Annotated in this window: 16 protein-coding genes; 10 read left to right on the top strand and 6 right to left on the bottom strand. The window is 61.4% G+C overall.

Features of this window, described 5'->3' with window-relative positions:
- Positions 1-301: 301 nt before the first annotated feature.
- Positions 302-1,900: a glycerol-3-phosphate dehydrogenase/oxidase gene (locus Mhypo_RS14015; protein WP_119341912.1), complete on the bottom strand. Its 1,599-nt coding sequence runs from the start codon at positions 1,898-1,900 to the stop codon at positions 302-304.
- A gap of 228 nt (positions 1,901-2,128) precedes the next feature.
- Positions 2,129-3,178, bottom strand: coding sequence for an ABC transporter ATP-binding protein (locus tag Mhypo_RS14010; RefSeq protein WP_206074926.1), 1,050 nt, complete (start codon positions 3,176-3,178; stop codon positions 2,129-2,131).
- Positions 3,179-3,416: 238 nt separating this feature from the next.
- Here Mhypo_RS14010 and Mhypo_RS14005 point away from each other — a divergent pair, with 238 nt between their 5' ends.
- The gene (locus Mhypo_RS14005) at positions 3,417-4,103 is read left to right on the top strand and encodes a phosphoribosyltransferase (protein ID WP_119341910.1); all 687 of its coding nucleotides are present in this window, start codon (positions 3,417-3,419) and stop codon (positions 4,101-4,103) included.
- Here the strand turns inward: Mhypo_RS14005 and Mhypo_RS14000 are convergent.
- Positions 4,075-6,123 carry a prolyl oligopeptidase family serine peptidase gene (locus Mhypo_RS14000; protein WP_119341909.1) on the bottom strand — a complete coding sequence of 683 codons (2,049 nt, stop codon included), beginning with the start codon at positions 6,121-6,123 and terminating at the stop codon, positions 4,075-4,077. The genes Mhypo_RS14005 and Mhypo_RS14000 overlap by 29 nt on opposite strands.
- Before the next feature lie 80 nt (positions 6,124-6,203).
- On the opposite strand from Mhypo_RS14000, the gene Mhypo_RS13995 reads away from it, so the two are divergent.
- Complete coding sequence (locus tag Mhypo_RS13995; RefSeq protein WP_119341908.1) at positions 6,204-6,479, top strand: ComEA family DNA-binding protein; 276 nt, start codon at positions 6,204-6,206, stop codon at positions 6,477-6,479.
- 6 nt (positions 6,480-6,485) lie between these two features.
- Here Mhypo_RS13995 and Mhypo_RS13990 read toward each other — a convergent pair whose 3' ends face one another.
- From Mhypo_RS13990 to Mhypo_RS13980, 3 genes are all read right to left on the bottom strand, one after another.
- On the bottom strand, positions 6,486-7,352 hold the full coding sequence (locus Mhypo_RS13990; RefSeq protein WP_119341907.1) for a DMT family transporter: 867 nt from the start codon (positions 7,350-7,352) through the stop codon (positions 6,486-6,488).
- A gap of 582 nt (positions 7,353-7,934) precedes the next feature.
- Entirely contained in the window at positions 7,935-9,179 is a 1,245-nt protein-coding gene (locus Mhypo_RS13985) for an SLC13 family permease (RefSeq protein ID WP_119341906.1), read from the bottom strand.
- A gap of 190 nt (positions 9,180-9,369) precedes the next feature.
- Positions 9,370-9,807, bottom strand: coding sequence for a universal stress protein (locus tag Mhypo_RS13980; protein WP_119341914.1), 438 nt, complete (start codon positions 9,805-9,807; stop codon positions 9,370-9,372).
- 281 nt (positions 9,808-10,088) lie between these two features.
- Between Mhypo_RS13980 and Mhypo_RS13975 the strand changes: the two genes are divergently transcribed.
- The 8 genes from Mhypo_RS13975 to Mhypo_RS13940 all read left to right on the top strand — a co-directional run.
- Positions 10,089-10,907 carry an AfsR/SARP family transcriptional regulator gene (locus Mhypo_RS13975; protein WP_119341905.1) on the top strand — a complete coding sequence of 273 codons (819 nt, stop codon included), beginning with the start codon at positions 10,089-10,091 and terminating at the stop codon, positions 10,905-10,907.
- Between the two features lie 148 nt (positions 10,908-11,055).
- Positions 11,056-12,192 (top strand): VLRF1 family aeRF1-type release factor, encoded by a 1,137-nt coding sequence (locus Mhypo_RS13970; RefSeq protein ID WP_119341904.1) that lies wholly within the window; start codon positions 11,056-11,058, stop codon positions 12,190-12,192.
- 50 nt (positions 12,193-12,242) lie between these two features.
- A complete protein-coding gene (locus Mhypo_RS13965) occupies positions 12,243-13,184 on the top strand; it encodes a universal stress protein (RefSeq protein WP_170148313.1) in 942 nt (313 codons plus the stop codon).
- Positions 13,185-13,296: 112 nt separating this feature from the next.
- Entirely contained in the window at positions 13,297-13,746 is a 450-nt protein-coding gene (locus tag Mhypo_RS13960; protein ID WP_119341902.1) for an Hsp20/alpha crystallin family protein, read from the top strand.
- A 56-nt stretch (positions 13,747-13,802) separates the two neighbouring features.
- Positions 13,803-14,156, top strand: coding sequence for a hypothetical protein (locus Mhypo_RS13955; protein WP_240637262.1), 354 nt, complete (start codon positions 13,803-13,805; stop codon positions 14,154-14,156).
- A 462-nt stretch (positions 14,157-14,618) separates the two neighbouring features.
- Positions 14,619-15,095, top strand: a complete 477-nt coding sequence (locus Mhypo_RS13950) for a GbsR/MarR family transcriptional regulator (RefSeq protein WP_119341901.1) — start codon at positions 14,619-14,621, stop codon at positions 15,093-15,095.
- On the top strand, positions 15,082-16,317 hold the full coding sequence (locus Mhypo_RS13945; RefSeq protein ID WP_119341900.1) for an ABC transporter permease: 1,236 nt from the start codon (positions 15,082-15,084) through the stop codon (positions 16,315-16,317). Before Mhypo_RS13950 ends, Mhypo_RS13945 begins: the two co-directional genes overlap by 14 nt.
- A 13-nt stretch (positions 16,318-16,330) precedes the next feature.
- A partial coding sequence (locus tag Mhypo_RS13940; RefSeq protein ID WP_119341899.1) for an outer membrane lipoprotein-sorting protein occupies positions 16,331-16,786 on the top strand: 456 nt, incomplete at its 3' end.

Here is a 16,786-nt window from a genome sequence, read left to right as displayed (position 1 = left end):
CTGAGCTGCAGCCCGTGGAACGAACCTGGGGGCTGATTGATGGGGTGGTGGCCAATGGGCAGGTGGAGGATGAAGAGGCACTGTGGAGCAAAGTGGAAGCCCGCTGTGCCTACCTGCAGACCCAGCCGGACCTTATTCGGAGCCATACCCTCTTCCACTGGTGGCCGGGAGGATGATGAGGGAATGGATCAGAGGGATTTCTTATCATTTCATCTGGCACCTTTTCGTATTGATGGGCAGCAGCTTCCACTTTGTGGCGGTATGGTCGCAGGTGGTGCCTGCTTAGTAACACAACACCTGTTCAAATTGCGCTTAGAATTTGCGCCCTGGCTTTTTCGGCTTCCAGCGCCACACGGTCTGTGCTCCAACCCAGTTCCCGGCCCATCAGTTCGGACACCCGTGGGGCTGCCGCGAGGGCAGCCAGCGTGTCCAGGAAGGCCAGGCGGGTTCGGCGGGCCAGCACATCGAGCGGAGAGTAAGCCATCTCGTGGCGGGCCGCGTAAATCACTTCGGCCTCAATGATCGGCCACTCCACCGCCAACCGCGTCCGATAGCCTTCCGCCGCAATCTGGGCCACCACTGTGGCGCGGGCGCCATAGGATCGGTGGAGGTGTTGGGCGATATCCGAAGACCAACCCATCTGCTCGAGTTTTTTCGCTCCGTCGGCCTCGAAGCCTTGCCCACCCAGCAAGGGAATTTGCTCGGTGCGGGAAGGGCCTGCTTTCAGTTCAAACTGCCGCACGGCATAGTTCACCAGGTCCAGGGCCATTTTGCGGTAGGTTGTCCACTTGCCCCCCGTCAAGGTGAGTAAGCCCGAAGGGCTTTTCTGAATCAGGTGGTCGCGGGCCAGCCGGGCCGTATCGGCCTCGGGGCGCGAAACCAGGGGGCGCAGGCCCGACCAGCTAGCCCGCACAGCCTCCCGTGGAATCTCGCCCAGGTAGGGCTTAACCTGCCGGAGCACGTAGCCAATCTCCTCTTCCGTTACCCTGGGGTGATCGACTATCGGGGCCGGGTCGTCGGTGGTGCCCACCAGGGTACCGCCCAACCAGGGCAACACGAACACCACCCGTCCGTCCTCGGTTTTGGGAATCAGCAGGCCGGTGTCGAGGGGGCTGTATTTTTTGTCCAGCACAATGTGAATACCCGAGCTGGCTTTCAGCAAAGGGGGGGCGTCGGGGTCGTCCATGCGCCGAATCGTATCGGAGAAGGGGCCGGTAGCGTTGACCACCACTCGGGCAGCCACCTCCACTTCCTTTTCGCTCAGGCCATCCCTGACCACCACCCCCCTCAGCTGGCCATTCTGCTTGAGCAGTTCCTTCACCTCGGCGTAGTTGAGCACCACCGCACCTTGCTGTGCTGCGGTGAGGGCCAGCTCTACATTGAAGCGAGCGTCGTCGAACTGGCCGTCCTGGTAGGCCACCGAACCTTTGAGTCCCCCCGGATTGATCGAGGGAAAGCGTTCCAGGGTTCCTTTGGCGTCGATGTACTGCGCGGGTTGCAGGCGGGCCTTTCCGGCCAGGAGGTCGTATATCTTCAGGCCGGTGTAGTAGTAGGGCGCTTCCCAAAACTTGTACAGGGGGGTCAGGAGCCACAAAGGGCGGGATAGATGGGGCGCGTTCCTTAGCATGATGGCCCGCTCGTGCAACGCATCACGCACAAGGTTAAGCTGCACCCGGTCGAAGGTCTTGACGGCGATTTCCAGGTAGCGCACCCCGCCGTGGATCAGTTTGGTGCTGCGGCTCGAGGTGCCTTCGGAAAAATCGTATCGCTCGAGCAGGGCGGTTTTGAGGCCCCGGCTGGCCGCTTCCAGGGCTACCCCTGCCCCGGTAGCGCCACCCCCAATTACCAGCAGGTCGAAGGTTTCGGAAGCAAGTCTTTCTAGCAATTGGGCACGTTCCATAGCTCTACACCTAGCCTAACGCAGATGGAGAACTGCAACCAAGAGCCATCTGGCCGATAGGTGGGGGACTGTCTCCTGCTGGCAAAAAACTGTGGGGTTGCGTATATTCCCAACCGGCAGCTATCCTGACAAGATAGTCCAGCACCCGGTTCCGACCGCATGGGTTGCCCATCATCCGCAAAGGCGAGCCCCCTCTGCTACTCTGCCTTTAGCTCTGGCCCTCAGCATTTAGCCATCGGTTATTGGCCCAGCAATCAGCCGGGTATCGGCAAACACCTGCCCAATCACCTCTTCGATGGCCGGATCCCGCACCTCGAGGTCTGCAATGGGCAGCTCGCGGAGCATCTGGCTGACCCCGCCTACCAGTTGTTCACGCCGTATCAGGAGTCGGGCCTCGAGGCCCTCCTGTTCGCGCACCTCGCCGTACTGCCCCAGCCGGTCTTTCTCCACCAGTTGCCCCAGCTGGATGTGCACCTCGCGGTAGGGGGCAAAGCGCCCCAACAACCCCTCCAGCCCACCATCGTATACAAGGCTCCCCTGATGAATCATCAAGACGCGCTCGCACAGGGCGGTGATGTCGGCCATGTAGTGGCTGGTGAGCAGAATGGTGGCCTGGTAGCGCCGGTTGTACTCGCGCAAAAATTCGCGCACCGCTACCTGGGCATTCACGTCCAGCCCCAGGGTGGGCTCGTCCAGGAACAAGACCTGGGGCCGGTGCAAAAGCGCCGCCAGCAGCTCAGCCTTCATGCGCTCGCCCAGGCTCAGCTTGCGCACGGGCTGGTTCAGCTTGCCCTCCAGGGCCAGCATCTCGCTCAGTTCACCCACCCGCTTTTTGAAATCGGCTTCGGGAATTTCGTAGACGGCAGCGTTGACCCGAAAACTATCGGCAGCCGGCAGGTCCCAGATGAGCTGCTGTTTGTTGCCCATCACCAGGGTAATCTTGCGCAAAAACGCATGTTCGCGCTTGAAGGGCTGGTGTCCGGCCACCTCCACCTGCCCCGCGCTGGGGTAGATTAGACCCGACAAGAGCTTGAGGGTGGTGGTTTTGCCGGCCCCGTTGGGCCCCAGGAAGCCCACCACTTCGCCTGGGGCTATCTGAAACGAGACACCCTTGACGGCCTCCACCTGCTTGTATTTGCGCTGGAAGAAATGCCGCAGGGTACCCACAAATCCAGGCGCTTTAAGGGTTACCGGATAGAACTTGGATAGGTTCTGGGCCCGAATTTGGCTCACTTGAAGCAGTATAGCCGGCAGGCCAGGCCCTGAATGGTACGCCATCTACATCTGAGAAGCTTCAAGTAGCACTTGTAATCGCCTCGTAATGCCCCAGTTCTAAGTTGAGGACGGTACAGGGGGTATGAGGGCAGCCAAGGCCACTTTCTGTTTGGGGGTGTCTATTTTTTGATGCTGGAATGGCGACCTATACCCCAACCCTCGGCCTCGAGCTTTGGGCTTTGCGCGTTTCTGTAGACGCTCAGAAGGTACAAACCAGCTAGAAGAGTCAAAAGGAGACCGCATGAAACCCTTCAAAGACCGCAACCAGGCCGGGGAACTCCTGGCCCAAAGGCTGGTGGAGCTGGGGTATGACCAGGAGCCTCATCTACTGGTATTTGGCTTGCCCAGGGGGGGCGTACCGGTGGCCTATCCGGTAGCCCTGCGCTTGAAGGCCCCCCTGGATGTCTGGGTGGTGCGCAAACTGGGCACCCCCGGCCATGAAGAGCTGGCCATGGGGGCCATTGCCTCGGGCGGGGGGCGGGTACTCAACCAGGAAATTGTGGAAAGTTTGCAAATATCAGCGGATACCATCGCTGCCGCAGAGCGGCAGCAGCGGGCCGAACTACAGCGCCGCGAGCGGCTGTACCGCGGCGACAGGCCGTTCCCCAACCTGAGCGGCCAGACCGTCCTGCTGGTAGACGATGGAATGGCCACCGGCGCCACCATGAAAGCGGCCATCGCGGCGGCCCTGGCACAACACCCTAAACGCCTGGTGGTAGCCGTACCGGTGGCGCCGCCCGATACGGTGGCGGAAATACAGGCCCTGGTGGACGAGGTGGTTTGCTTGCAGACGCCCGCTTTTTTTCAGGCGGTGGGTCTGTGGTATGAACACTTCCCCCAAACCTCCGACGAAGAGGTGCTGGCCCTGCTCCAGGCCGCTCGTCGGTCGGATACTCCGGCTAGGCCAGCCCCATCTGATGCAGGGTAAAGGCGTATATATCCGCCTGTTCTTCAATTAACATCCGGGTGGGTTTGCCCAGGCCGTGTCCGGCTTTGGTCTGGATGCGGATGAGCACCGGCGCAGAGCCCCCCTGGGCTGCCTGCAGGGCCGCCGCAAACTTGAAGGAGTGGGCCGGCACCACCCGGTCGTCGTGGTCGGCGGTGGTAATGAGGGTGGCCGGATAATGAAGGCCGGGCTTCAGATTGTGCAGCGGAGAGTAGGCCAACAGGTAGCGGAACTGCGCCGGGTCGTCGGGTGAGCCATAGTCCGAGACCCAGGCCCAGCCGATGGTGAACCGGTGGAAGCGCAGCATATCCAGCACCCCCACCGCCGGCAGCGCTACGCCAAACAGCTCTGGGCACTGGGTGAGGGCTGCCCCCACCAGGAGCCCCCCGTTGGAGCCGCCCTGAATGGCCAGTCGCTTGGGCTGGGTATAGCCCTGCGCGATAAGCCACTCGGCGCAGGCGATAAAGTCGTCGAACACGTTTTGTTTGCGCTCCAGGGTGCCGGCCCGGTACCAGTCCTCGCCGTACTCGCCACCCCCGCGCAAGCAAGCCTGAGCGAATATCCCGCCCTGCTCGAGCCAGACCAGGCGCCCCGGGCTAAAAGCCGGGGTCATGGGGATGTTGAAGCCCCCATAGCCGTAGAGCAGGGTGGGATTTTCTCCGCCCAGTTCTAGACCCTTTTTATGTACCAAGAACAGCGGCACCCGCGTGCCGTCCTTGCTGGTTACAAACACCTGGTGGGTCTCGTAGCGGCCCGGGTCAAAATTCAGGGGCGGGGCAAAGAGGGTCTGGGTCTGTCCGGTGGCAAGGTGGTGGTGATACAGGGTGGTGGGGTATAGGAACGAGGTAAAGCCGTAAAAGACCTCCGGGTCGTTCTCCTCGCCAGCAATGGTCGGCACCATGCCCAGGGTGGGCAGGGGCAGGCGGCCCCTGGACTGGCCCTCGAGGTCAACCATCTCCAGCCTTTGGCTGGCATGGTGCAGGTAGCCCAGCACCAGATAGTCTCCGGCGGCTTCGGCGAAGGCCAGGGTGTCTTCGCCCTCGGGGACAATGGTCTGGTGGACCTCCAGCCCGCCCTTGGCCACATCCACCCCAATCACCCGGCCCCTGGGGGCTTCCAGGTTGGTTTTGAAATAGAAGCGGGAGCCCTGGTTGCGAATGAAGTCAAACGAGGCCACAAACTCGCTCACCAGCGGGGAAAAAGGGGCATCCGAGCCATACGCCCGGTAGAAAAACAAGTTCTCCCGGTGGGTGCCCCGCCACACATGCAGGCATTCGTACCGCCCGTCGTGGGTCACAAAGGCATGAAAGCCCCACTCCTTCTGGTCGGGCCGTTCGTAAACCAGCACATCTTCGCCCTGGGGCGTGCCCAGGCGGTGCAGGTAGACCTTCTGGAAGTAGTTGGCCCCGGTGTAGTCGGTGCCCTCGGCGGGGGGGTCGTAGCGGCTATAGAAAAATCCGCTGCTGTCCGGTAGCCAGGCCGCGGTGCTGAACTTGCTCCACTTGATTTCGTCGGGCAGGTCTTGCCCGCTTTCCACCTCGCGCACCTTCCAGACAAGCCAGTCCGAGCCGCTCTGGCTCAGGGCATAGGCCAGGTAGCGCCCATCCCGGCTCACCGAGTAGTTGTTCAGGGCCACCGTGCCGTCCTCGGAGAGGGTGTTGGGGTCGAGCAGCACCCGGGGGGCCGCCTCCAGGCTCTCCTGCACGTGGAGCACGTTCTGGTTTTGCAGGCCATTGTTACGCAGGCTGAAGTAGCGCCCACCCCGTTTGAAAAAGCTGACCACACGAGGGTAGTTCCACAGCTCCTCGAGCTGGCCCTTCAGGGCCTCGCGCAGGGGGATTTGGGCCAGGTAGTCAAAGGTGAGGCGGTTCTGGGCCTCAATCCAGGCCCGGGTCTCGGGCGCATGGGGGTCTTCCAGGGGCCGGTAGGGGTCGGGAATCGGCACACCGTGTAAGTCCTCCACAACCTGGGCGGTAGGAGCTGGGGGATATGAAAACTTCATTCCGCCAATATACCCGAGCTTGCTGCCCGGTTGGGCTTTTTGGATGTTGTTCGCAGAACGCAATCCCGGGAGGAAGCAGCATGAAAGCACTGCAGAGCATTCTTCTTTTGCTGGCCCTTGTGGGCCCAGCCACCCTGCCCCTCACCTGGGCTCAGAGCCAAAGTGCCCCACGGGTTATCAACATCAATACCGCTACCCAAAGCCAGCTCGAGGCCCTTCCCGGCATCGGCCCCAAAATTGCCCGCGAGATCATCCGCAACCGCCCCTACCGCAATGCCCAGGAGCTCCAGGCCAAGGTCAAGGGGATTGGCCCTAAAACCTGGGAAGAAATCAAACGCTACGTGCGCTTCCGCTAGGCTCGGCTACATCTCCGGGGTGACCTGCTCGGGGTGGGGCTTTGTGCTCCTGAGCTGGCTAATGAGGGTCGCGGCGATAATCAAGCCCGCCCCCAGCATCCCCTGCCAGCCCAATCGCTCGCCCAGCAGCACATAGGCAAAAGCGGCCGCGTAGACCGGCTCGAGGGTGAAAATCACCGCCGCCTGGGGTGCAGGCACCAGCCGCTGGCCCAGGGCCTGCAGCCAGATGCACAGCGCCGAGGCCACCAGGCCCAGGTACAAGAGCGAAAGGAAGGGGAAATTGCTGGGATTCCAGGTAGGCCCTTCGCCAAGCATCCAGACAAGCGAGAGCAGGGTGACCATAAGCATCTGAATGCCGGTGAGCGGCAGGGCCGGAAAACGCTGGGCAAAGTGCTCTAACCGCCAGATGTAAAAGGCATACGAGAGGGCCGTACCCAGCGTCCAGGCGTCGCCCAAGTTGGGGGGCGAGCCGTCGTAGGACAATAGCCCCACGCCCCCCACCGCCAACCCCGCCGCCAGCCAGATGGGCCAGCCCAGACGGTGCCCCAGAACCCCCAGCAGCAAAGGCAACGCTACCACATAGAGCGTGGTGATGAAGGCGCTGCGGCTGGCCGTGGTGTATTGCAGGCCCACGGTCTGGGTCAGGTAGGCCACAAAAAGCACCGCCCCAAGCTCGAGGCCCGCCCGCCACAGCCCAGGGTCACGGCGGAACAGGAAGGGCACAAAGACCAACGTAGCAATGGCAAAGCGCACAAAATTGATCTGGCCCGGCCCCAGGGCTTGCAGGCTATCCTTCACCAGCACAAACGTACTGCCCCAAAAGAGCGTTGCCAGGTTGAGGTAGAGCAGTCCTAAAAGCTGGTCTCGGCGCACAAAGAAGAGTCTACCGAGTTCTAGTACTTTTGCCCCGCGCTTATGGTGCGCTTCACAGACCTGGTCGCGAAAATCAGAAGGTACAAGCAGACCTGCCTCACCCGGTGATACGCTTTCTTCGCCGCAAAGAGGGATGGCACGCTGACCTGCGTTGCGTCTGGGCCAGGTTAGCCACGTAGGGGCTATGGCCTATCATAGCGGATTCAAAAAGACAGTTTACAAAACCAAAAACACCAGAGGCTGTCTTTTTGAATCCTAGAGCACACCCCTCCCTTGAGTACCGGCGCTAGCCGGGGGCCGATGGCCCTTCACTGTCGGTCGGCGAAAAAAGCCTCACCCTTCCAAGGGGCGGTATCGCCCTCCGCTACGCGGATAACTTCGGTCGGGTTAGTTCGTCACCCTTTGGTGACGAACTAACCGAATCTGGTATCACTCTCTGGCAGGCGCATGTTATGTACCCGTGGGCCGGGCCCAACCCACGGATGCTTGGTTTTCGAGTTTCTAGGCGGCCAGTGCTTTGTTCAGGACAAAGGATTCTTAGGATTGCTCGACTTTTGTGTAGAGCATTCGATGGTTTCTGCTTCACAGCAGATCCAAAAACACCCAGGCCAAAAGCGCCCCCGCCACGGTCATGGACAAGCCCCAGCCGAGCAACTGGCGGAACAACCGGCTGCGGTTGTGGCTATTGGGTAGCGCCGCCAGGCACAAAGCCCCCAGGGTCGAGAGCGGGCTCACGTCCACCATGTGCGAGCCCAGGTCAATTGCCACCACGGCCGAGGTCAGGTCGGCCACACCCACCCGCTCGAGGATCTGCGGGGCCAATGGGATAAAGAGCGGCATCACCACCCCCGACGAGCTGCTTCCCACCGAGGCCAGCCCAGCAAAGAAGGCCAGCACAGCATTGACCGTCTGGGGGGTGGCGGCCTGCGCCAGCAGGTGGGTGGTGAGCTCGAGGCTCCCTACTTTTTCCAGCAGCCCAATCAGAATGCTCAGACCCGAAATTAGCAGCAGCACCCCCCACGGCAGGGCCTTGATGCTGGCGTCGGCGTCACCCAGCCGGAACAGGCTGAGGATGGCTACCAGCGCAAAGGCCGCCGCAGGCGCAGGCACCTGGAATATCACCAGCGCCACAATGAACAGCCCTATGGCCAGCAGCGTCAGGATATGGCGCAGCTCGAAGCCCTGCTGGGATACTTTGGGCACCTCGGCGTGGCGTTGCACCCGGTAACCACCCAGAAGAAAATAGGCTGTCAGCGCAGTCACGGCCTGGATGAGAGCCACCGTAAGGAAAATCTGTAAAGGCAGCAGCGGTTCGGTCAGCCCGATTTTCTGGATCAGGGCCGTATTGATATTCCCGGTCACCGAGACCGGCGAGAAAGCCCCGGCGTTGGCCCCGGTACAGACCAGCACCGCCATCAGAAAGGGGCTGATGCCCGCCGCAACCGCCGTGGGCATGGCAATAGGGGCCACCAGCACGGTAGCGGCGATGTTGCCGGGCCCCATGGCCGAGAGCGCAAAGGCCAAGAGAAAGAATGAAATGGGCAGCAAGCGGGCGTTGCCCCGCACCAGTCGGATTGCCACAGCGGTCAGGCGACCCAGGGTTCCGTTCTGCTGGGCCATCTCGAACAAGAGCGCAACCCCCACGATGGTCAAGACCAGTTGGGAGGGCAGAAAACCCGCCACCTCGGCGGCACTCAGGTCCATCACCCAAAGCCCCAGGCCATAGGCCACCGCGACCGCGAAAATGCCCGCGTTCAGGTCGCTGCGAACCGCCGCCAGCACCAGGATGGCCACCAGGAGTAGTAAAGCGACAAGGGCCAGCGACATGGGGCCATCTTATCGTGGTCTTTCAACCGCCTCAGGCTACGGGCTCAACATGCAGGGCTTGGGCAATCTCCTGCGCCCAGGCCTCGAGGGCTTTCCAGTCGCGGAAATCGCCGGTTCTGGCCCGCAAGGCTTTAATGATTAGTGAGTTTGCACCCGACTCAGGCCATACCGGATCATCCCTCAGCCAGGATCAAATCTCGTGTGCCGCTCGACCCATAAAGCGTTGCAGCCAGGGCTTACTCTGTTCCCATACCGCAGTGGGAACCACCTGAACAGGTACTGTGGATTCAGCCACAATGCTCTGGGCTGTAGACCCCAGCACCTCCGAGGTCTGCGGGGCGGCATCGTGGCAGCCTATGACAATCAGGTCGGCGTGGGTTTGCTGGGCGGTCTGGGCCACCACCGCGCCCACGGTCTGGCCGTGGGGCTCCACCAGCAATACTGTCGGTTGGCGGCGGGCCCCCTGCACCATCCGGGCGAAGGTCTCGGAGACCGGGCCCTCGGCGTTCTCGAGCACATGCACCAACGTCACCTTACAGCCCAGCCAGCGGGAAAGGTTGAGGGCATGTTGGGCAGCAGCCTGGCTACCCGCTCCCAGGCCCACAGGAACCAAGATGTGACGAAACACAAGCACCTCCTGTTGGTTCAATCCAGCACATCTGAGTTCAGAATGGGCCCAGGCCATTACCAGGGTATTACCGCTGCTCTGGGTCAAGGCTCGAGAGCTATAACGGCACGCAGTAAGCCACCACTCATTGCTCATCTTCAGTCATTGGTCAGCGTTCTGCCTTACTTCATCTTCGCACAACCCACGCCCGGACAAAACTTTCACGCTTTCAAATATTGATACCGGCACTTCTACTCCAAATGGCGGATGAAGCGGTAATGGATTTGTAACAAAATTAGGGCATGAAAAGGATGCCGTCCCGTTCAGAACAGGTTACGCCTGCGCTCCGGGTGCGCACCCTGGGCCAGGTGGAGGTATTGGTGGCCGGACGGCCTGCCGTCTGGCACGCCCACACGGCGGAAGAACTTTTCTTCTATCTACTTTCTTATCCCGAGGGTCGTAGCAAAGAAGAGATCCTCGAGACCCTGTGGGGTCTCGACCCCGACCCTATCGCCAATAACCGCTTTAGGGTAACGGTTTTTCGTGTCCGTACGGCACTGAAAAACCCCGAGGCCATCCAGGAAGACCATGGGCGTTATCGTCTAGCCGAGGAGATTTTGCACAGCACCGATCTGTATGGTTTCTACCAGGCTCTGGATCAGGGCCACCATGCCACTTGTGAAACGGCCCGTCTGGAAAGCTACAGCAAGGCCATTTCGCTTTATCGGGGCGATTATCTGCCGGGTTTCTCAACCAACTGGGTTTCTCAAGCCCGCGAGGAGCACAAGGCAGCCTATGTACAAGCGCTGCTGGAGGTTGCCCTGATCCATTATGACCGGGAAGACTGGCGGGCCACTGCAGAGTATCTCGAGCGGGCCCTGAAGGCCGATCCCTACATCGGCGAGAACTACCATCAGCGCCTGATGTGGTGCCTGGCTGCTGCCGGCGACCGGTACGGGGCCATCGAGCATTACCGTCGCTTCGTGAAATTTTTGCATGAAGAACTGGGCGATACCCCCATGCCCGAAACCAAAGCGCTGGCCGAACACATCAAGCAGGGTGATCCCATCGCTCCCTATCACGAGGTTCATGGCCTGGGCCCCAAAAGCCCACAGGCTTGATGCAGTAGGCCCGCTCGCCCACAAGCAGACATTCGAACAACTGTAATGGATAGGTAATTGGCCTGGGTTTGAATCAAACCAGGAGGCGGAGGTAGCCACCTAACCTCCCGGCACAAAGGTTCAGGAGAAATAATGTAAGGAGGTTGCCATGTTGACCCAGGAAGGTACTCGCTACATACGCGAGTTTGTAGCTCCGAGGGTAGCTCCGGTTTTGTCGCTATATCTGGATGTAAACCCGGCCAACCCCAGCAACCAGGGCAAGGCTTATGTGCTGAGGGCTAAAGAAGCGCTGGAAGCTTCAAAGACGCCGCCTGAAGTACGCCAAAAAGTGCTGGAGGCGCTCGAGCACAACCTGCCCCAGGCCCACAGCCGGGTGCTCTTTGCCACCGGGAGCTGGATGGAAATCTACGACCTGCAGGTGGATCTGCCCCTGGTAGAGGGCGCCGAGGCGCACTGGGGCGAGCCCTACCTAACCCCCATGCTTTATGTGCTGGACGAATACGACCGGGTGGGGGTGGTCTACCTCGATAGCGAGAAATGGCGCATGTTCGAGGTGTATCTGGGCGAGATTGAGGAGTTGCCGGGGGCTTTTAGGGCTGTACCCACCCAGGAGTGGAACCGGCTCACCCAGGATAGCTCCGGGCGGCGCTACAGCCAGGGCGGCATTCATCGGGCGGCGGCCAACACCGACCGCTTCGAGCGCCGGCTTGATGCCTGGACCCACCGCTTCTACAAGCGCCTGGCCGGCCTGCTCGAGCAAACCCTGAACGAACGCAACATCCAGCGGCTGGTGCTAATGGGGCCCAAGGTTGAGGTGCAGGTATTCAATGAACTGCTGCCCCGCCGGCTGCGCGAACGGGTACTGGCTACCCTGCCCTCCTTGCCCACCCCCCTGACCCAGGCGGGTGAGGTACTGAAGCGGGTACAAGAGGTGCTAGAACCCCTCGAGCGCGAACGGGAAAACCGGCTTTTGGACGAACTGGCCGAGCACGGGGTAACTGGGCTGGATCATACCCTCGAGCTCTTGCAGCAGGGTGGGCTGCACCTGCTGGTAGCCCCCTGGAACCCCCAGGGTAAGGTCTACCGTGCCCCCGATGGTTGGGTGGGCGGCAGCATGGAGGGCGCCGTGGCGCATGGGGCCGGACGCATCGAGGACGTGGAACTCAGGCAGGTCTTGCCCGAGCTGGCCGCCACCTATGGAACCCGGCTCGAGTTCGTGCGAGGGCCAGCCGAGGAGCGCCTTATCAAAGCCTTTGGCGGTCTGGCTGGGCTGCCGCGGTGGTAATGCTTTCGTAACGGATGCAGTTTATTCTCCCGTTTGAGAAGGAGGGAGCTATGTTCCGCAAAATCCTGATCGCGGTGGATGAATCATCCTGCAGCGAACGGGCTGGGCGGGTAGGGCTAGCCTTCGCTAAAAAGCTGAATGCCCAGGTGGTGGTGACTCATGTGATGAAGGCGCCCCCAACCTACTGGGGGTTGGCTGCGCCGTCGGACACCATGAAACGCCATGCCCAGGAAATTCTGGAGCCCTGGGCGTTGCTGGGTCAGCAGATGCAGCTCGACCTCCGCACCGAACCCATGCACGACGACGACATTGCCGAGGGTATCGTCTACCTGGCCAATCGCAGCCACTGTGACCTGATTGTAATGGGCACCCACGGGCGCGAGGGGCTGGGGCGGATGCTTTTGGGCAGCGTGGCTGAACGGGTGAGCCGGCTGGCCAAAATGCCGGTGATGCTGGTGCGGGGCGATGGGCAGGTGGAGCCCAGCACAGGCCTGTTCGAGCGCATCCTGGCCCCGGTGGATGGCAGCGAGGCAGGCCGCCCGGCTCTCGAGATGGCCGACCAACTGGCGGTTCAGCTTGGGGCCGAGCTGCAAATTCTGCATGTGGTACCTCCACTACCCGCCCCGGTAGTAGGCCCCTACGGTAGCAACATGACCGCCTTCAACTGGGAGGACACCCTCAGGGCCATGGAGGAACAAGGCGAGGCTATTGTGGAGAATGCCCACAAGTTGGCTAAGGCCCCTCGGGTGAAAACCGCCCTGCTCAAGGCCCAGACCCGGCGTGAGGCCGATGTGATTGTGGACTTTGCCCGCGATAGTCGCGCCGACTTGATCGTGATGGGCACCCACGGGCGAACCGGGCTGGAACGCCTGCTCCTGGGCAGCGTGGCTGAAGGGGTTGCTCACCACGCACCGGTGCCCTTGCTGCTGGTTCGTCCTGTTCCGGCAGCATCCGATGAGAAGCAAGCTGAGGCTGAAGCAGCCCAGGCTTGAGCATCAAGACCTCTGGGTTCTGAGCTAGGTGGCAGCTCGGAACTCAAGAGGATAGGCTCAAAACCTCACCTGGCGTGCAGCCACCCACGCCCCAAATAAAGGAGGAATGCGTATGTTGGCTCGTTTCGACCCCTGGCGCGAAATGGATACCATGCGGAGGGAAATCGAGCGCTTGTTTGACGAAAGCCTGTTCCGTCGGGAGTTTCCGTTCCTCGATAAAGAGGTGGCGGCTATGCCGCTCGATATCTACGAAGAGGGCAACAACATCGTGGTGAAAGCCTCGATTCCCGGTCTCAAGCCCGAAGACATCAAGATCGAGGTACGTGGCGATGTGCTGCGGATCTACGGCGAAACCAAGAAGGAGGAAGAAAAGAAAGAACGCAACTACCACCTGCGCGAACACCGCTACAGCCGCTTCGAGCGTTCGGTGATGCTACCCAGTGAGGTGCTGACCGATAAGGCCGAGGCCGTGTTTGAAAACGGTGTGTTGACCCTGACTCTGCCCAAGAGCGAGGTGGCCAAGGCTAAAGCCATTCCGATCAAGACCCCGGCCAAGGTTTGAGCTAGGGGTGGTTTGCCAAGCCAGACCAAAGCGCAGTTAGCGGATAGGAGGTAGCTATGGCCCAAAAGATTGACCTGTTCATGGGGCTGGTGTTTGCCCTACTGGCGGTGCTGGGACTGTTCTTTGCCCCCGGTGGCCTCATCCTGGGCTTTATTCCCAGTACCACCGGGATGGCGCTGGTGTACCTGATTACCGCTGTGGTGCTGCTTTATGGCTATTTCACCAGCGACCAGATGGCCCACCTGGTATCGGCGGTTATCGGTGTGGTGTATGCCGCGCTGGCCATCATCGGGTTCTTCAACAGCAGCTTCGTGGGCCTGCCTACGGGGGGCTGGAACATCGTGGTGAACCTGATTGCTGCGGTGGTACTGATCTACGACTGGCTGGGCACCCCCAGAACCGCCACTTGAGGAGCAAACCCATCGCTTGAAACGGGGCGAAACCACACTCGCCCCGTTTCGCTGTGTTTGGCAGCAGTGGTTGCGAGTTCGCAGTTTATGGTAGATATCGCGCCCTTCACAGACGTTACCGCCCGCGAAAACGAGAAGGGACAAAGAGGCGTGTCTCATTCCGGTGATACGCTTTCTTCGCCGCGAAGCGGGGTGGCACGCTGGTCTGCGTTGCGTCTGGGCCAGGTTAGCCACGTAGGGGCTATGGCCCAGGCCATTCTCTGGCAGGCGCATGCTACGCACCCAAGCGTGGGCCGGGCCCGGCCCACGGGTGCTTGGGTTTCGAGTTCCCCGGTGGGGAACTGTTCTGTCCGGGACAAAGCTTTTTTGAAGACGGATGGCTCAAAACATGTGAAGGGCGCTCAATTACAATACATTTTGTTCAGTATTGACTAAACATACAAAACCAACTAAACTTTGGGAATGTCCGACAACCTGCACCACTTCGTCGAGGAGTTTGCTCTGGCCTACGAAGCGGCTGGGATTCCTCGCACGGCGGGGCGTATTTTGGGCTGGTTGATGGTCTGTGACCCCCCCGAGCAGACTGCCTCGCAGTTGGTGGAGGCCCTGGGGGCCAGCAAGGCCTCGGTCAGCACCATGACCCGGCTCTTAGTGCAGATGCACTTGATCGAGCGGGTGCCCAAGCGGGGCTCGAGGCAAGACTACTTTCGCATCCGGCCCGGCACCTGGAGCGAGCGGGTCAAGAACGGGCTGGCAGGCCTGAGCGTCTATAAAACCCTGGCCGACAAGGGCCTGCGGCTTTTGGAAAACGCCCCACCCGAACGCGGCGAACGGCTGCGCGAGATGCGGGAACTCTACGCCTTTTTCGAGGAGGAGCTAAAGGGGTTGTTTGAGCGTTACGAGCGCAAGAAGCGAGGAGGTTCGGATGCTATTCAATAGCTCGAGCATCACCGCCCTGACTCGCCTGGCCTGGCGCAACATCTGGCGGCACCGGCGACGCACCTTACTGCTGGTGCTGGTGGTGGCCTATGCCACCGTTGCCACCATTTTGTTCTGGGGGGTGCAGGACGGCTTCACCCAGTCGGTGCAGTTGGGCAACGCCCGCTTCCTGAGCGCACCAGCCCTCATCACCACCGAACAGTACTTTGAGGACCCCGACCCCGAACAGGGCTTGCCCAGCCTGGACTTTCTGGCCCAGGTACAAAGCCAACCCGGTGTTAATGCAGCGGCGCCCCGGCTCGAGTTCCCCACCCTGATTCGCTCGGCCTACACCGCCGATGCGGCCCGGGCCCGGGGGGTAGATCCCGCGCTCGAGGCCAGGGTGAGCAGCATTCCCACCACCATTGCCACAGGACGCATGCTGGAAAAACCAGGCGAGGTGGTGCTGGGGCAGCAACTGGCCGAGCGCCTGGACGTGCGGCTGGGCGAACGGGTGGTGCTCGATACCTCGGCGCTGGCGGGGCCGCAAGCCCTGGGGTTGCAGGTTGTGGGGCTGGTCAAGTCGGGGATTGCCCCGGTAGACCGGGGCACGGTGCTGGTACACCTGCAGGATGCCCGCGTACTCACCGGCTTGCAGACCGCCACCGGGGTGGCCCTCGATGTGACCCGCGGCCAGGAAGCCCGCATTGCCGAGGCCCTGCAACCGGTGTTGCCCCAAAGCATCCGGGCCTATGACCTGACAAAGCTGCTGGGGGGGCTCTCCTCGGCCATTGGCACCAAACAGAGTTCGACCTTCTTTATCGGGATGATTTTTTCGTTATTTGCTGCCCTGGCCGTGACCAGCACGGTGCTGGTGAGCGTGCTCGAGCGCACCCGCGAGCTGGGCGTGATGGGAGCCATCGGCATGAACCCCCCTCGGCTGGCCGCCATGGTCACGCTCGAGACGGTCTTGGCCACCAGCATCGGCTGGGGGGTGGGGCTGGTGTTGGGCTACGCCCTCAACTTCTGGATGTCCACCCAGAACGTGCTGGGGCCCGTTTTTGCCAGCTACGGGGCGGCCTGGGAAATCCTGGGCACCGGCGGCGAAATTTATACCGCCCAAAGCCCCCTCTACGCCTTGTATGCGGCTCTCACTATCGTGCTGGCCGCGTTTTTTTCGATTCTGATTCCGGCCCGACGGGTGCTCGCCTTGCACCCTGCCGAGGCCATGCGGACGGAGTGAAGGGAGACACTGCATGAAGCTACGATTATGGCTGCTGGGCCTGCTCTGCCTGGGACTTGGCAGCGCCGCCACCGACCCCCAGGCCGTGCTCAAGGCCATTGTGGACAACCAGCGCGGGGGGAGTGTGCGGGCCACCCTGACCCTGAGCGTGACCCGCCCGGATCGGCAAACCCAGTACGTCCTCGAGGTGGCCTCGGACGGCAACGAGCGGGCCATCACCTGGGTCAAGGCCCCACCCCGAGAGGCCGGACAGGCTTTTTTGCGTGTAGGGGATAACATTCAGATTTACAACCCCACCCTGAAACGCATCCTGCGGCTGCCTCCCAGTGGGCGTAGCGATAGCTTCCTGGGCTCCGACCTCTCCTACAGCGACCTGACCGGGCGCGACCTCGAGCAGGACTTTACCGCCAGCATCAGCGCAGAAACCGAGGGGGGCATCACCCTCGAGCTCGTCCCCAAGCCCCAGGCC

This window comes from Meiothermus hypogaeus (assembly GCF_003574035.1).
Lineage (GTDB): Bacteria > Deinococcota > Deinococci > Deinococcales > Thermaceae > Meiothermus > Meiothermus hypogaeus.
The sequence above is the reverse complement of the archived record's forward strand: the minus strand, read 5'-3'. Positions and strand labels throughout refer to the sequence as shown.

Excerpts from the sequence above, each read along its gene's own strand:
- Mhypo_RS14015 (WP_119341912.1), bottom strand. The coding sequence starts at position 1,900 with ATGGAACGTGCCCAATTGCTAGAAAGACTTGCTTCCGAAACCTTCGAC.
- Mhypo_RS14010 (WP_206074926.1), bottom strand. The coding sequence starts at position 3,178 with ATGGCGTACCATTCAGGGCCTGGCCTGCCGGCTATACTGCTTCAAGTG.
- Mhypo_RS14005 (WP_119341910.1), top strand. The coding sequence starts at position 3,417 with ATGAAACCCTTCAAAGACCGCAACCAGGCCGGGGAACTCCTGGCCCAA.
- Mhypo_RS14000 (WP_119341909.1), bottom strand. The coding sequence starts at position 6,123 with ATGAAGTTTTCATATCCCCCAGCTCCTACCGCCCAGGTTGTGGAGGAC.
- Mhypo_RS13995 (WP_119341908.1), top strand. The coding sequence starts at position 6,204 with ATGAAAGCACTGCAGAGCATTCTTCTTTTGCTGGCCCTTGTGGGCCCA.
- Mhypo_RS13985 (WP_119341906.1), bottom strand. The coding sequence starts at position 9,179 with ATGTCGCTGGCCCTTGTCGCTTTACTACTCCTGGTGGCCATCCTGGTG.
- Mhypo_RS13975 (WP_119341905.1), top strand. The coding sequence starts at position 10,089 with ATGAAAAGGATGCCGTCCCGTTCAGAACAGGTTACGCCTGCGCTCCGG.
- Mhypo_RS13970 (WP_119341904.1), top strand. The coding sequence starts at position 11,056 with ATGTTGACCCAGGAAGGTACTCGCTACATACGCGAGTTTGTAGCTCCG.
- Mhypo_RS13965 (WP_170148313.1), top strand. The coding sequence starts at position 12,243 with ATGTTCCGCAAAATCCTGATCGCGGTGGATGAATCATCCTGCAGCGAA.
- Mhypo_RS13960 (WP_119341902.1), top strand. The coding sequence starts at position 13,297 with ATGTTGGCTCGTTTCGACCCCTGGCGCGAAATGGATACCATGCGGAGG.
- Mhypo_RS13955 (WP_240637262.1), top strand. The coding sequence starts at position 13,803 with ATGGCCCAAAAGATTGACCTGTTCATGGGGCTGGTGTTTGCCCTACTG.
- Mhypo_RS13950 (WP_119341901.1), top strand. The coding sequence starts at position 14,619 with ATGTCCGACAACCTGCACCACTTCGTCGAGGAGTTTGCTCTGGCCTAC.
- Mhypo_RS13945 (WP_119341900.1), top strand. The coding sequence starts at position 15,082 with ATGCTATTCAATAGCTCGAGCATCACCGCCCTGACTCGCCTGGCCTGG.